General features: G+C 48.4%; 16 protein-coding genes. 5 read left to right on the top strand and 11 right to left on the bottom strand.

The window, feature by feature from the left end:
• The 3 genes from V2P20_RS06265 to V2P20_RS06255 all read left to right on the top strand — a co-directional run bounded on the left by V2P20_RS06265 (position 1) and on the right by V2P20_RS06255 (position 1,873).
• Positions 1-723: a cytochrome c1 gene (locus V2P20_RS06265; protein WP_331817201.1), complete on the top strand. Its 723-nt coding sequence runs from the start codon at positions 1-3 to the stop codon at positions 721-723.
• A 170-nt stretch (positions 724-893) separates the two neighbouring features.
• Positions 894-1,499, top strand: coding sequence for a glutathione S-transferase N-terminal domain-containing protein (locus V2P20_RS06260; RefSeq protein ID WP_255528668.1), 606 nt, complete (start codon positions 894-896; stop codon positions 1,497-1,499).
• The gene (locus V2P20_RS06255; protein WP_331817196.1) at positions 1,496-1,873 is read left to right on the top strand and encodes a ClpXP protease specificity-enhancing factor; all 378 of its coding nucleotides are present in this window, start codon (positions 1,496-1,498) and stop codon (positions 1,871-1,873) included. Before V2P20_RS06260 ends, V2P20_RS06255 begins: the two co-directional genes overlap by 4 nt.
• Positions 1,874-1,913: 40 nt before the next feature.
• Here V2P20_RS06255 and V2P20_RS06250 read toward each other — a convergent pair whose 3' ends face one another.
• The gene (locus V2P20_RS06250; RefSeq protein WP_331817194.1) at positions 1,914-2,246 is read right to left on the bottom strand and encodes a DUF1820 family protein; all 333 of its coding nucleotides are present in this window, start codon (positions 2,244-2,246) and stop codon (positions 1,914-1,916) included.
• Positions 2,247-2,332: 86 nt separating this feature from the next.
• The gene (locus V2P20_RS06245; RefSeq protein WP_331817193.1) at positions 2,333-2,896 is read right to left on the bottom strand and encodes an NUDIX hydrolase; all 564 of its coding nucleotides are present in this window, start codon (positions 2,894-2,896) and stop codon (positions 2,333-2,335) included.
• 78 nt (positions 2,897-2,974) lie between these two features.
• On the opposite strand from V2P20_RS06245, the gene V2P20_RS06240 reads away from it, so the two are divergent.
• Both V2P20_RS06240 and V2P20_RS06235 read left to right on the top strand, forming a co-directional pair.
• On the top strand, positions 2,975-3,541 hold the full coding sequence (locus V2P20_RS06240; RefSeq protein WP_331817191.1) for a cytochrome c: 567 nt from the start codon (positions 2,975-2,977) through the stop codon (positions 3,539-3,541).
• 211 nt (positions 3,542-3,752) lie between these two features.
• On the top strand, positions 3,753-5,996 hold the full coding sequence (locus V2P20_RS06235; protein WP_331817190.1) for a fused MFS/spermidine synthase: 2,244 nt from the start codon (positions 3,753-3,755) through the stop codon (positions 5,994-5,996).
• An 84-nt stretch (positions 5,997-6,080) separates the two neighbouring features.
• Here the strand turns inward: V2P20_RS06235 and V2P20_RS06230 are convergent, their stop codons facing one another.
• The 9 genes from V2P20_RS06230 to rsmB all read right to left on the bottom strand — a co-directional run bounded on the left by V2P20_RS06230 (position 6,081) and on the right by rsmB (position 15,150).
• Positions 6,081-7,691: a glycosyltransferase family 39 protein gene (locus tag V2P20_RS06230; RefSeq protein ID WP_331817188.1), complete on the bottom strand. Its 1,611-nt coding sequence runs from the start codon at positions 7,689-7,691 to the stop codon at positions 6,081-6,083.
• A gap of 36 nt (positions 7,692-7,727) precedes the next feature.
• Positions 7,728-8,006 carry a lipid-A-disaccharide synthase N-terminal domain-containing protein gene (locus V2P20_RS06225; protein ID WP_331817186.1) on the bottom strand — a complete coding sequence of 93 codons (279 nt, stop codon included), beginning with the start codon at positions 8,004-8,006 and terminating at the stop codon, positions 7,728-7,730.
• A 1-nt stretch (position 8,007) separates the two neighbouring features.
• Positions 8,008-8,730 (bottom strand): glycosyltransferase family 2 protein, encoded by a 723-nt coding sequence (locus tag V2P20_RS06220; RefSeq protein ID WP_331817184.1) that lies wholly within the window; start codon positions 8,728-8,730, stop codon positions 8,008-8,010.
• Positions 8,731-8,839: 109 nt separating this feature from the next.
• The gene (rpsI, locus tag V2P20_RS06215) at positions 8,840-9,232 is read right to left on the bottom strand and encodes a 30S ribosomal protein S9 (protein WP_194969708.1); all 393 of its coding nucleotides are present in this window, start codon (positions 9,230-9,232) and stop codon (positions 8,840-8,842) included.
• Positions 9,233-9,243: 11 nt separating this feature from the next.
• A complete protein-coding gene (rplM, locus tag V2P20_RS06210; protein ID WP_194969709.1) occupies positions 9,244-9,672 on the bottom strand; it encodes a 50S ribosomal protein L13 in 429 nt (142 codons plus the stop codon).
• 129 nt (positions 9,673-9,801) lie between these two features.
• Positions 9,802-11,163, bottom strand: a complete 1,362-nt coding sequence (locus V2P20_RS06205) for a sigma-54 dependent transcriptional regulator (RefSeq protein ID WP_331817180.1) — start codon at positions 11,161-11,163, stop codon at positions 9,802-9,804.
• Between the two features lie 21 nt (positions 11,164-11,184).
• Entirely contained in the window at positions 11,185-13,326 is a 2,142-nt protein-coding gene (locus tag V2P20_RS06200) for an ATP-binding protein (RefSeq protein WP_331817178.1), read from the bottom strand.
• Positions 13,308-13,886 (bottom strand): DUF4390 domain-containing protein, encoded by a 579-nt coding sequence (locus tag V2P20_RS06195; protein ID WP_331817176.1) that lies wholly within the window; start codon positions 13,884-13,886, stop codon positions 13,308-13,310. Before V2P20_RS06195 ends, V2P20_RS06200 begins: the two co-directional genes overlap by 19 nt.
• Positions 13,864-15,150 carry a 16S rRNA (cytosine(967)-C(5))-methyltransferase RsmB gene (gene rsmB / locus V2P20_RS06190; protein ID WP_331817174.1) on the bottom strand — a complete coding sequence of 429 codons (1,287 nt, stop codon included), beginning with the start codon at positions 15,148-15,150 and terminating at the stop codon, positions 13,864-13,866. The genes V2P20_RS06195 and rsmB overlap by 23 nt, the downstream gene beginning before the upstream one ends.
• Positions 15,151-15,157 lie beyond the last annotated feature (7 nt).

Genomic DNA, 15,157 nt, shown 5'->3' with positions numbered 1-15,157 from the left:
ATGAAAAAATTTATCACCCTATTTTTGTTGTTGATTCTGCCTTTGGGCGTTTATGCATCTGAAGGCATGCAATTGCAGGAGGCCGATATCGATCTGTCCGATAACGCATCCTTACAGCGCGGAGCCAAGCACTTCGTGACTTATTGCCTGGGCTGTCATTCGATAAAACATATCCGTTATCTGCGCATTGCCCTCGATCTTGGCGTCGACGAAAAGAAAGTTTTGAAAGACATTGCGCCGGAAGGGGCCGGTATTTATGACCAAATGCACACGGCGATGAATGCGCATGATGCAGAAAAATGGTTTGGCATTCAGCCGCCCGACCTGTCATTGGTCGCCCGCTCACGCGGCGCAGATTGGCTATACAGTTATTTAAAGGGGTTCTATACCGACAAAACCAAAGTCCTGGGCACAAACAATGCGGTTTTTCCGGATGTCGGCATGCCTAACGTATTCTGGCAACTGCAAGGCGAACAAACCCCCTTGTATAAAAAAGTGGATGGCAAGCAGGTCATCGATAAGCTAGTTATAGAAGAACCTGGCACTTTAACTGAGGCAGAGTTCGATCACGTAGTCAACGATCTGGTCAATTTCCTGGTTTATGTAGGGGAACCTGTACAACTGGAAAGGCAGCGCATGGGCAAATATGTCATATTCTTTATTTTCATGTTTGTCAGCATAGCCTATCTGCTGAAACGAGAGTATTGGAGAGATATTCATTAATTTACGACGATGAAAACAGGGACGTTTTCTTGTTATATATACATTTGATTCTAATATCGTCTACCGGTCAAAAACCTGATCTTCCGTGTTATAATGCCCGCTTTTACCGCCCCACACCGTCCTAAATGAGGTTGTTATTCGTGGCAAATATTAATACTCGTAAATCTGTAATGACGCTTTTTTCATCTCCAACATGTGCCATGAGCCACTGCGCCCGCTTTGTCTTACACGAAAAAGGGGTTGTCGCAGACATTGAATATTATGATCCGAATAACCCGCCTGAGGATTTGCTTGAACTGAATCCGACAGGCGTATCCCCGACGCTGATAGAGCGGGACCTGGTCCTCTATGATTCGCGCATTATTATGGAATATCTTGACGAGCGCTTTCCGCATCCTCCATTGCATCAAATGGACCCGGTTTCGCGCGCCAACGCCAGGATGCTGATTAAGCGCATAGATCAGGACTGGTATCAATTACTTGACGAGATCTTATACTCGGGCGAGAAAAAGTCAGCCCGGGCTAAAAAAATGCTCAAGGAAAGTCTGCTGTCGGCTGCGCCTATTTTTGCGGCCAGACCTTATTTCATGAGTGATGAGTTTTCGCTGATCGATTGCGCGCTCGCTCCTTTATTATGGCGCCTGCCGAGCATAGGCATTGATGTGTCGACACCGAGCGAAGCTATTACAAACTATGCCCAACGCATATTCAGAAGACCTGCATTCAAGCGCAGCCTCAGCGATGCAGAAAAAGAAATGGCTGAACCACCAAAATGACTTCTTTAAAACCCTATTTAATCCGTTCAATCTACGAATGGATCATTGATAACCACCTGACTCCGCATTTGCTGGTAGATGCTGAAAACAGCAACGCGGTTCTGCCGCAGGAATATATTGAAGACGGTAAAATCGTCTTAAATATACGGCCTGAAGCCATACAGGGACTTTCTCTGGGCAATGAGGAAATTCAATTCAACGCCCGGTTTGGCGGCAAACCTATGCATATCGTCACACCGATAGCCGCGGTGATGGCCATCTACGCCAAAGAAAACGGCAAAGGCATGATCTTCGATCATGAAGACACGGAAGGCGATGAACCGCCTCCTGAGAAGACCCCGCCTAACAAACCTAATTTACGTATCGTAAAATAATTTCCCTGCCCAATCTGCCCAAGGCGATTGGGCAGACGCTTTATTTCTTATCCGGCGTATAAAGCGCAGACAACCGGCCGCGATCCTCTGCCGCATCCTTGGGAATAGCCACAATCTTTGCCGTCCCTCGCTTTTTTACCTGATCGATACGGATAATCTTGTGCATAGGAATAAAAGAGCGATTGACGCCCTCAAACTCAGACCGGAGCCGCTCTTCCGTCGGGTCAACCACAATTGAGCTTTTCTCGCCGAAAATGAAATCCTCAACAATTACAAATCCATAGAGTTCCGCTTGATAGACGCTTTTAACGTAAACTTCATAAACCTGCTCCTGGTTGACAAAAGCGACTTTATAAATATGTTTTTCCGACATACGATTATGTATCCGAGTAAAGATAAACCTCCGATATTTTAACCGGATTCAGATGCTTATACACTAAGGGATGCTATGCAAAGCATTTACAGTAAAGGAATATAGTCCGTGCCCTTCGAATCAATATCGTACAATCCAGCCAAATGATCTTCTTTATAAATGCAGAAGGTGCGCCTGACAATCTCCGCCAAACCTTCAACTAACTCATAATCAGCAAGATTTTCCAAATCGACCCATTTGGCATCGGCAATATCGCTCTGAGCTATCGGCACAGCCTGTTCTTCGTCAATTAACAAAGCCAAATAGTCAATAATCACATAGTGAAAATTCTCAATCCGCCTTTCGACTACCGCCACAATATTTTTAATGTCCGTTTCCAGGCCGGTTTCCTCTTTAATCTCTCGCTTACAGGCTTCTGTTAAAGACTCGCCCGCCTCCAATTTTCCGCCGGGTATAGACCACAAACCCATTGCCGGCGGCTGATTGCGCTTTATCAATAAAACCTGGTTTTGCCGATTGAAAATGATTCCACCGACACCAATAGCGGGCATGGGAAATAGGCTTGCAGTGTTGTCCGGTATAATCATGCTCAACCTCTGAACTTTTTTATTATCACTTAATCTTTTTAGTTGTATAGTAAATGTTCCCAATAACAATAAGACAGACGCCTGTCATATTGCGTCGAGTTCAATAATCATCTAAAGCCCAATACTTTTGTGAGGTGAAACATGGTTGTATTCAAGCAAATCCTTACGCTATTTCTATGCCTGGCCTGGTCTGCAACTGCACCGGTTTCGGCTGCCGATGTCGCAGCCGGCGAAAAAAAAGCAGAAACTTGCGGCGGTTGCCACGGGCCCAAAGGCAATAGCAGCAATCCCCAATGGCCTAATCTTGCGGCGCAGCAATCGAACTATATCATTAACCAACTGAATGCCTTCAAAAAGGGAGAGCGCAACAATCCTGTCATGCAACCGATGGCGGCCAACCTGTCGGACGAAGATATAGCAAATCTAGCCGCTTACTTTTCAGCCCAGAAAGCCGAAAAAGCCGGCGGTGATCCTGAGCTGGCTCAAGCAGGAAAAGCTAAAGCGGGCATGTGCCTGGGATGTCACGGCGCATCGGGCGAAGGTAATGGCCAGTTTCCGAGACTTGCCGGACAACACCCTGAATACATGGTTCAGCAGTTGAAAAGCTTCAAAGACGGTTCGCGCAAAGGCGGGCCGATGCAGGCTATTACCGCGAATCTGTCCGAAGAAGACTTTAAAGCCTTGGCGGCCTACTTTGGCTCGCTGTAATGCCGGATGCTTTCATAACGTCCGCCATTGTCATGAGGTCAAGCAAGGTCGATAATCTCCTGTGACGATAAAACACCAATGGTCGGAAAATAGATGAATAAAAAAGGCGGTAAAACCGCCTTTTTTATTGCCTTTTCTTATCCCTGAGCAAAGCTAAATGCTTTATCATTAGCGCATTTTATAACAATAAGCCCAAAGGGCGATTTAAGAAATGCGTAACCATTCAGAAGCAAAAACAGACCGAAATCTATCTCTGATATTCTTGTTTGCAGCGACATTATTTACCAGCGCCTCGCTGATGTTCGTTCTGCAACCCATGTTCGGAAAAATTTTATTACCTTTACTGGGAGGCTCTCCGGCAGTCTGGAACACCTGCATGGTGTTTTATCAAAGCATTTTGTTTCTCGGGTATCTGTACGCCCACTATATTTCGACGCGCCAAAGCCCGCACCGGCAAATTCTGATACACGCAGGCGTGATGCTGATCAGCTTTCTGGCCCTGCCACTGGCATTGCCTGAAAACACGGCTCCGCCGACAGACAGCGACCCGACCTTCTGGCTGTTCTGGACCCTGCTTTTGGCTATCGGACTGCCCTTTTTTGTGGTTTCGACCACCGCGCCCTTGATTCAAAAATGGTTTTCCAATGTCGGCCATCACACCAGTCATGATCCTTATTATCTCTATGCAGCCAGTAATGCCGGCAGCCTGATAGCCTTACTGAGCTATCCCTTTATTTTGGAACCGAACATAGGGCTGGCTGACCAGAAAACCTACTGGAGCATCGGCTACCTGCTGCTTTGCTTGCTGATCGCCGGTTGCGCATTTATTTTATGGAAAACCCGGCTACAAGCCGAGACTTCGCAAGAAAACCTGCTGGAAAGCAATGAGCTGAGCCCTTACATCCAACTGCACTGGCTGGCGCTGGCCTTCGTCCCCTCCAGCCTGCTGCTGGGCTTGACCAATTTCATCAGCACCGATATCGCCTCGGTGCCGCTGCTGTGGATCATTCCGTTAACGTTGTATCTCTTGTCCTTTATCCTCGTTTTTTCCAAATGGAATCCTGTCATTCATCCGTTAATGGTCAGGCTGCAGCCTATCGTACTGCTGCCGTTTATTGCTTACTCGTTCATTAATCCGGCAGTCCTGCCCTATTGGATGGATCTGATGCTGCACCTGCTGGCTTTTTTTCTGGCCGTCATGGTCTGCCATGGCGAACTGGCTAAAAGCAGACCCCATACCCGTCATTTAACAACCTTTTACCTGATCATGTCATTTGCGGGCATGCTGGGCGGCATGTTCAATACTTTCGTGGCGCCTTTTGTCTTTAATGGCGTCTACGAATACCCGATCATGATAGTTGCGGCATTATTGCTGCGCCCTGGCCTGAAATCATCAATAGGCAAGCATAAAATGGCTTGGGCATCGCAATTGATATTGCCGGCCGCGCTTGTCATTATTGGCCTGCTTATTTACACCAGCACCGATAACCTGCCTCAATATCTCGATACGATCGGTGTCGGCCTGATTTTGATAGCCGGCCTGACTTATGCCTTCCGACAACGGCCCATTACGCTTGCCTTGCTTACCGGTACGCTTATTTTCTTTACGCAGGGCCTGCATGGACTACTGTCCAACACGCTTTATCAGGAGCGCAGCTTTTTTGGCGTCCTTTCGGTGAGAGAGAGCGTGTTAGCCGATGAGCAAAATCATCCGGAAAAATACCATGAACTCTTCCACGGCACGACCAAGCACGGAGCGCAACGCCTGACGGCAGCTCACATTCAAACGCCGCTGACTTATTACAGCCGCCCAGGGCCTATGGGCCAGCTGTTTAAAGAATACGATAATGTCGATCAGAACTGGCACATCGGTGTCGTAGGCCTTGGCGCTGGCGCTTTGACCTGTTATGCCAAGCAACAGCAGGAGTGGACCTTGTATGAAATTGATCCGCTGGTAGTCGAAGTCGCCAATAATCCGGCTTATTTCAGTTATCTCAAGCTATGCGGCCATAATGCAGCCATGCGCATAGGCGATGCCCGCCTGTCGCTGGAAAAAGACCCTGATAAGAAGTTCGATTTGCTGGTCATGGATGCGTTCAGCTCGGACTCGGTGCCAACGCATCTGCTGACTCAGGAAGCCCTGAAGCTTTATTTCAAGAAACTGAAACCAGACGGCATCCTGGCATTTCACATAACCAACCGTCATCTGGCGCTTAAGAAAGTATTATCCGACCATGCCAAGCAGTTGCATTTAGCCGCTATGATTCAGGAATTCAAACCGCAACAGGAAATTCCGCTGGTCGTGGCGACAGATTGGGTGGTCATGGCAAATCGTGCTGAAATGCTGGAACCACTGCGCCTAAGCAGCCTCGGCAATTGGCAAAAATTACCGTTGTATTTCGACGTGAAGCCGTGGACGGATGACTTTACCAATATCGTCAGTATCTGGAAGTAACCCCGTTAGCCGGCGCTTTAGCTAAAGCGCCGGCTATGCACCATGAAGTTTTTTACAAGCGGTGCGTTATTACAAATGACGTTATTAGGGTTTCAGCGCAGAGCCGAGACTGGGATTTTCAATAAGCGTCCTGCATGAAAGCAAGCCTATATTCTGGCTTTTATAAGGATAATGATAGCTGATGACTGACTCGGGCAATGCGTCCGCATCCTTATAAGTGACAATAATGTAACCGTCCTGATGACGCTTGGCCCAGTCATACAGACTATTGAAATCCATCATTACCGCAATCGGCTGTTTAAGCCGTCCGGCAAAATGATATTGACCGTGATATTTGTTGCCGTAAAAAGCGATAGCTCTGTTTTCGTCCATTAAGCCGGCAATTTTTTGGGCCGCCGCCTTGGTATCGTAATGGTCTGCTTTAATCTCAAAAAAAGCGCATGAAACCGCCAGCGACGCCACAAGCGATGCTATACAGAGATAAAAAGCTGAATCCGGGGCATCCTTGGCCTTGGCCAGTCCTATAGCGATGGAAATCGCCAATAGCAAAACGCCCCATACTGGCGAGATTAACGATAGCTCAGCGCGCCACTGATAATGATCGTTCAAAACTGGCACAGCCGTCATAATCATGCCCAATAAGACAAATATCGCCACAACAGCAAGATGAGCCCGCTTCCAGCAAATTTGATCGGTTATTTCATCGGCAGCCCGCGCCAGTATCAACGCCAAAGCAGGCAGCAAAGGCAATAAATAATGAATGCGCTTGCCGCTGACCAGTGAAAAAGCAATAAAAACCGGTACCGCCCAGGCCAGACAAAAACGTATGCCGGCATCATTAAAATTCAGCTTTCTGAGCCCTGTCCATACGGGTTTCCAAAGCAACCACGGCAACAACAATAACGGCAATATTTCCAAATACCACCACCAAGGCAGCCGATGGGCAAAAGACTCGACCAAACGACCGCTGGTCTGCCCTAAAAAAATTGCCTTTCTGTAAGCATCACCGCCAGCCATGCCGGCAGGTATCGCCCAGCATAAGGCCATACCTGCGCCTATTAAAACAGCGGCGCCAATACGATAATACCAATGCCGCCAGCAAAACCCGGCAATCTGGAGCCACCATGGCGCTAATAATGCAACAGGCAATAAATGCAGCAAAATCACCGGACCTTTGGTTAAGACGCCCGCCCCTATCGCCAGTCCAAGCAACAGCAAATACTTGAAAGACAAGTCCGAATAAGCGAGTTTCAACAGGCTATAGATGCCCAGCAATGCAAAGAAAGCCAGCATCATATCGAACATCGTCAACGTGCTGAAGACAATCCAGAAAAAGCATCCCAGTAATATCAAAGGCGCTAGCGCTTCGATTTGCTTTCTATCCGGCCATAATGTCCGGGCAATGCCACGGGACAAGAACAAGGATGCCAGCGAGAATAGCGGCCCGATAAGCCGCAATGACCAATCGTTGACGCCCAATACCAGCCAACTGAGCTGCATCAGCCAGAACAACAACGGTGGTTTATGGCTATAGCTGTCACCGTTTAGATAAGGAACGAGAAAATCTCCCTTGGCCCACATTTCCCAGGCAACAGCGGCATAGCGGGTTTCATCGACCGGAATTAATGGACGCGTAGAGAGATTAACCGCGATTAAGCCTCCCCAAAGAAGAAAAATCCAAAATCGGGCAGACAAGAGTTGATACATTGGCAGTAAAAAATGAGAAAAAGCTTATTCGACTTTCAGATTCTTATGTTCGTAAATAACAAAATACAGATTTCGCAGGTAAATAAACAAACCGGATAATTGGCCCACAATGAAAACAGGGTCCTGTCGATGCACCGCATAAGCAAAAAGCGTAATACCGCCTGCAATACTGAAATACCAGAACGCTATAGGAAACACACTTTTCTTCTCGCGCTCGCTTTTAAGCCATTGCACGATAAAGCGAGCCGAAAATAACCCCTGCCCCAAAAAACCGATAACTAGCCAAATATTCTCAGTGTCCATTTCAAATTTCCTTAATTATTGGCAGTTTTGCCCGTTGCTTCAACCATATAACACCCAACAAATCGGTAATTCCTACCCAAAGCCGGTCCAAAGTGCCATATTTAGAATACCCCGCCATTCTGGGGCGGTGATTGACAGGTTCAGAGATTACCTGCCCTCCGGCTCTTAAGATTAAAGCCGGCAAAAAACGATGCATATGATCGAAATAAGGCAATTCAAGAAACTTGTCCCTTAAAAACACTTTTAGCCCGCATCCTGTATCAGGCGTATTATCTCCCAGCAACCGGGAGCGAACTGTATTAGCCACTTTAGATGAAAATAGCCGCCAGACAGAATCATGGCGTTTATTACGCCATCCCGCCACCATCCATAAGTGGTTCAGGTTTTTGTTTTGTCGCATAAATACTTCATACAAGCGGGGAATATCGGCAGGGTCATTCTGACCATCGCCATCCAAAGTTGCTATATAGGGATAATTTGCAGCCTTGACTCCTGTATGAATAGCCGTGCTCTGCCCGCAGCTTTGCTCGTGACGAATGACTCTCAGCGCCGCAACCTGTTGAAGCGCATGCTGTAAAACAGCCGCAGTATCATCGTTGCTGCCGTCATCAACATAAATAATTTCATAAGCCTGCGCCTGACTCATCGCCTTAACGATTTCCTCAGTCAATGAGAGAATATTATCGGCTTCATTATGAACAGGAACAACAATAGATATTTTCATATGACCTCCTGAGCAGGAGATTCCTAAAACTCATAAAAAAAGGGCGGCACTCCGAGACGAATGCGACCCTTTTTTAGTTGTATGTATAACCTTAGTTATACATAAATAATTAACGTTTGGAGTATTGTGGACGTTTTCTAGCTTTGTGGAGACCCACTTTTTTACGTTCTACCACACGTGAATCACGTGTAACGAACCCGGCTTTTCTAAGCGGCGAACGTAATGCTTCATCATATTCCATCAATGCACGTGTCAGACCGTGACGAATGGCACCAGCCTGACCAGAAGGACCTCCGCCTTTAACAATCACGTTAACGTCGAATTTGGCTTCCATATCGACGCACTCCAGCGGTTGACGCGAAACCATCTGGTCGGTTTTACGGCCAAAATATTTTTCGATGCTGACGTTGTTAATTGTGATTTTTCCAGTGCCTGTTGTTGCGTAAACGCGCGCTACTGCACTTTTACGACGGCCTGTTCCATAATACTGAGCTGCTGCCATGGTCTACCCGTTTAAAATTCTAAAACTTTTGGCTGTTGAGCCTGATGATCGTGTTCGGGACCTGCATAAACTTTCAATTTCTTGAACATTGCACGACCCAGTGGATTGTTTGGTAACATTCCTTTAACCGCAGTAGTAAGAATACGATCAGGGAAGGTTTTTCTTAATTTGCCCAGACTAACGGTTTTCAGATTACCAATATAACCTGTATGGTGCTGATACAATTTATCTTTTTCTTTATTGCCAGTAACGCCGATTTTTTCTGCATTTACTACAATAATGTAATCACCGGTATCAACGTGCGGCGTATATTCTGGTTTGTGTTTACCGCGAAGACGACGCGCAATCTCAGAAGCAAGACGACCCAGCGTCTTCCCTTCCGCATCAATTACGTACCAATCGCGCTTAACTTCTGCTGGCTTTGCACTAAATGTTTTCATCGTTACTTAGTCTTTCTGTTAAAGGCCCAATAAAAGAGCGAGAATTCTACTAAACGCCATCAATTTTTTCAAGTTTATTTATTACTTCAGACGCATCAATAGCATATGATAACAAATCACCGGCGTTCCTCATAATTTAATATTCAATGAATGCAGTTTCCGATAAAGATGCGTACGCTCCATGCCCACAGCGGCGGCTAACTTTGCCACACTGCCGCCATTTTTTTCAAAATGGTATTCCAAATACGCTTTTTCAAAATGATCTCTGGCTTCTTTCAACGGCAGACTGAAAAAATCAGGGACTGACGAAGCATTGTAAACGTCACTGACCACTGACCCCAGCGCCAGCTTGACTTCGTCCAGTTCGATATCTTCCCCGACTCCGAGAATCATGAGCCGCTGCACCAGGTTTTTCAATTCGCGCACATTGCCGCGCCAGCTGTAATTGCGCAGAAAATTCTGCGCCGCTATGGAAAACCGGCGAAACGGCAGCTTATCCTGATTAACGAAATAATCGACATAAAAACTCAGCAATGCCGGCACATCCTCGCTGTGTTCCCGAAGCGGCGGAATCTCGAGCGTAACTTCATTAAGCAAATAATACAAATCCTGCCGGAAGCGGCCCGCCTTGACTTCTTCATCCAGTGCAATCCGGGTTGAAGCAACCACTCTGACATCGACGCGGACTGCCTGGCTGCCGCCTACCCGCAGAAAAGAACTGGACTCCAATGCACTGAGCAGCCTTAACTGGGTTTCTTTATCCATGCCGCCGATTTCGCCTAAAAACAGTGTTCCGTTATGGGCCCGCTCCAGCAGTCCCGGATAAACTTTGCCGCCATCCTCTTTTCCAAAGAATTCTACGGCTGAGTTTTCCGGCGAGATGCTGCCTACGGCCACATCGATAAAAGGGCCATGCCGATGAGCGCTGTTATTATGCAAATAGCGCGCATACATCTCTTTACCCACCCCCGCCTCGCCGACCAGCAGCACACGAGCCTCATGCTGCGCAAGACGCTTTAACTGATCCTTGGTTCTTGCCACTGTGGCGCTCTTGCCCACAGGCTCAACATCAGTAATCAGCTGCTGCTTGAGCCCTGCATTTTCTTTTTGCAGATTACTGGCTTCCAGAGCTCTTTCAACAATCAATAACAGCTTTGCCATCGACAAAGGCTTTTCAAGAAAATCGTAGGCGCCCAGGCGAGTTGCCTCGACAGCAGCTTCTACAGAGCCGTGCCCGGACATCATGATTACGGGGCAAAGCTCCTCATCTTCGACAACCCATTCTTTCAGCAGCGTAATCCCATCGCTGTCCGGCATCCAAATATCGAGAAGAATCAGACTGGGATCGTTAATTTTTTTTAACTCTCGGGCTTCGCTGGCGTTTTCGGCCATAGTGACCTGATACCCTTCATCCTCAAGAATTTCGCATACCAGGCGGCGAATATCCGGCTCGTCGTCTACGACTAATATTCGTGGTGTATTTGCATTCATATTGTTGAGAGGTTTTAAAATTTAAATAGCGGGCAACTGAATTATAAAACCGGCCCCCGCTTTACGGCTGGTGTCAACCCATATGGCTCCGCCATGTTCTTCGACTATTTTTTTGACAATGGCCAGCCCCAAACCTGTCCCTTTGGCCTTGGTCGTCACATAGGGTTCAAAAATCTTCTCAATCTGATCCTCTTTGATACCAGGACCATCGTCATAAAGCGCAATTTCGATAAAATCGCTATTGTTCTTCCGCAATCGATTCAGGTTTACTTCAATCTGGCCTTTTGCATCGATCGCTTCCAGCGCATTTTTGATCAAATTATGCAGAACCTGCCTGATACTGACAGGGTCGCCCTTAATCATCAGCAGGCCTGCCTCATAATCGACTTTAAACTTGACGCCCGACTGAACCGCATAAAGCGCCAGCACCTCCTGCACCAGGCCTGGCAAGTCAATATCCGCCGTCTGTTTCTTTGAAGGCTTGGCATATTCCGAGAAATCATCCACCATTTCCTTCATCGCTTCAACTTGCTGTACGATGGTTCGCGTTGAACGCTGCAGAATATCCGCGTCAGCAGCGGCCAGCTTGTCGGCCAGTTTATGCTGCAACCGCTCTGCCGACAATTGTATCGGCGTCAACGGATTCTTGATTTCATGCGCCAATCGCCTGGCCACTTCGCCCCAAGCCGCGTTCCTCTGTGCCTGGATCAGATCAGTTACATCGTCAAAAACCACAACCGAGCCCACCCGGCGACCTTCCTGGGAAAAAAGAGGCGTGCCTCGGCATAACAGTTCACGCCTGCCATTTTGCCCCAAAAAGGCAATCCGGTGCTGCCAGATATCATCGGCCTGCTCCAATAAGCGCTGAATGACTTTCAGGGGCTCGGCCAGCTCGGCATAGCCGTGCGCTATGTCCAGTAAGGTCTGCCCGATAAAGTAACTGACCGGAATATGAAAAATTCTATAAGCCGCCTGATTAACCGTGCGGATTTTATACAACGCATCAAAACTTATAACACCGGCCGTCAAGTTCGCCAGAATCGTCTCCAGATAAGCCCGCTGATTTTCGACTTCAAGACCGGCCAACCGGGTTTCATCCCGAGCCCGGGCAATACGAAGCGTCATCTCATTGAACGACTCCACCAAAAAACCCAGATCATCCTGCACGGCAACCGGCAACTGCTGGTCATAATGCCCGGAAGCCACTGCCTGTGTGCCTTTAACCAGTTCCTTGACCGGCGCGATAATATTACGGATGCTGATAAAGGCCACCCAGATAGCCGCCAGCAAACTCATTAACAAGACGAGCGACAACGCCAGAGAGAAGCTTAATTTTAGTGAATCCCTTAAAAAGTGCATCTCCTGGTAACGCACAAAGGCAAATTCCACGGAATCGGCCAAGTCGGCAATTCTGACCGGCACCGGGTACAAGGCCTGCAGATACTGCGGCTCTTCCGCTTTGACAGCCACAATAACCCGGATCATTAATTGGTCTTCACGCACGGGCGCTAAAGCGACATATTCCTCATGCTGCCTTAATTGCAACCAGATATGCTCATCCGGCAGGCTCGGCAAGATATCGCCGGGATTGATGCTGCTCGAAGCAATAATTCTGCCTTGACGGGAAAACAGCGTCATCTCGGACGCTTCCGAGAGCTCACGCAGATTCTCCATTTCCAGTGTAGCCAGACTTTCCGAGGCATCTTGCAATTTGTCGGTTAATTGTTGCGTTTGTCTTAAATGCCAGCGCATGCGTTGATCCAGCGATGCCTGGCTCAGCTCCAGCGAATCCTCCATGGCTTTATCGATTTCCACGTTGAACCAGCTGTCTATGCCCTGATGCAGGAACTGCATGGAAAAATAAAACACAATGGCCGCAGGCACCAAAGACAGCACCACAAACAGCGAGACCATGCGCGTGGTTAATCTGGAACCTGCCTCACGCTTTTTTAACTGCCGGGTCAATGAATAAATATTGGCCCCGACCAGTCCCAGCAGCACGACCGAACCCAAGGCATTGACCAAAAGCAGCCATGAATACATCGCGCTCAATTGCGAAGATTCCTGAGTCGCAGAACTCATCAACTGCAATGACAGCAGAATGAGACCGAACAGAACCAGAACAGAAAGACCGACAGGCGGCTTTATTTTTTCAGGGACCATAAATACCAGTCACTGGATAAATACCATTGAGGATTAATATAGGCGATCGGGCGTAGCGGCAAAGGCAGCGCGTCGCGTTCGAACCTGACCTTTAAGCCGACGCTATAATCTGTGCCCGAGGCGATATCGGCCTTATCCATAATGGGGATATTGCGTATTGTCGACATCGCATGCAAGGCTGCGGACAGTGTAGAAAAGTTATCGACTGCATCACTGCTTTCATCTCTGACCCGGTACATATTCAATAAAGCATGATACTGGATACGATAACGTATTTCTTTATCAAGCAGCTTTTTGTTCCAGAGATAATCGCGGTGCTGCTGAACCTTAACCAGCACTGTCCAGAATAAAGGAATTCCGTTTTGCAACGCGTCCTTGGCGCTATTGCTGAGCTGATAATCGATATCGGCCGATAAAACATAGCTATTTCCCCGCAGGATCAACTCGGCCTTCTTGATGCTGACTGAAAACTCATCGGCATGAACAGACGCCGGCCACAGCAGCAGATAAAACAGAAAGATCAACAACAACCGGAATTTATCGCTTAATGAGGCGGACATAATAAAAGCCATCCATCGCAGACTCTCCGGTAAAAATCTGCCGCCCAAATTCCCTGGCCGAACCCCAGCCAGCCTCTATAGGCAACTGCGCCGCATCGTTGTGTTCCGCTAAAAATGCCTCGATCTGTTGCTCATTTTCCTGCTTTAAAACGGAACAGGTGGCATAGAGCAGCATGCCGCCAGGCGCCAGGAGCGGCCAAATCGCGCCGAGAATGTTTTTCTGCAGCGACTGGAGCTGCGCAATATCCTCGGCCCTGCGCAACAGTTTAATGTCGGGATGGCGGCGAATGACGCCCAAGGCCGAACACGGCGCATCCAGCAAAATCCGCTCAAACGGCTGACCGTCCCACCAAGCCTCCGGATTTGCCGCATCGCCGACCAGCAAGCCGGCTTCCAATTTCAGCCGCCGCAGATTGTCGCTGACGCGCTGCATACGGGACGCATCGATATCGACCGCCACCAATTCCTTCAATTGCGGTTGGCTTTCAAGAATATGTGCGGCTTTGCCGCCCGGGGCTGCGCAAACATCAAGCACCCGATGCCCCGGCTGAACATCGAGCAATTGGGCCGCCAATTGCGCCGCCGTATCCTGTACCGAAACCAGCCCCTGATCGAAGCTGGGCAGAAAGTCAACGGGGACCGGGCTATCGAGCATCAATGCCGACGGACAGAAATCAACCGGCACCGCGCTGATACCACGCTCTGCCAATTGATTCAGATAACGCTCGCGGCTGATTCGCGCCAGATTGACGCGCAGAGCCATCGGCGGCTGACGGTTGTTTTCCAGAAACAGTTGCGGGGCCTGCTGCGGCCAATCCTGCTGAATCCTGTCGATGAGCCAGCGAGGATGACTGAGGGCGGCCGATGGTTCCTGATCAGCTTGCTGCTCAAGACGATCCTGCTCTCTCAAATAGTTTCTGAGCACTGCATTAACCAATGCCTTGGCCCAGGGCTTTTTACGGGCGGCCGCAACCGTTTCGGATACCGCGGCATGCGACTTGACCCTCATGAATTGAAGCTGATACAAGCCGATTAAAATCAGTGACTTGATATCGACATCCTTCAATGGCTTATCGAGCAATTGATTTAAGATGAAATCCAGTCGGTGGTAATACCGGCAGACGCCGTAACAGAGGGCCTGGATAAACGCCTTGTCCTTAGCAGACTCAACGGTGGACATAATGCTGTCCAGCGCAGCCGTTAAAGACTGGCCGTCCTGCAACACCCGGGATAACACCCGGGCGGCAATCAATCTTGAATTCACTGTCTGT

This window comes from Methylobacter sp. Wu1, assembly GCF_036553575.1.
Taxonomy (GTDB): Bacteria; Pseudomonadota; Gammaproteobacteria; order Methylococcales; family Methylomonadaceae; genus Methylobacter.
The sequence above is the reverse complement of the archived record's forward strand: the minus strand, read 5'-3'. Positions and strand labels throughout refer to the sequence as shown.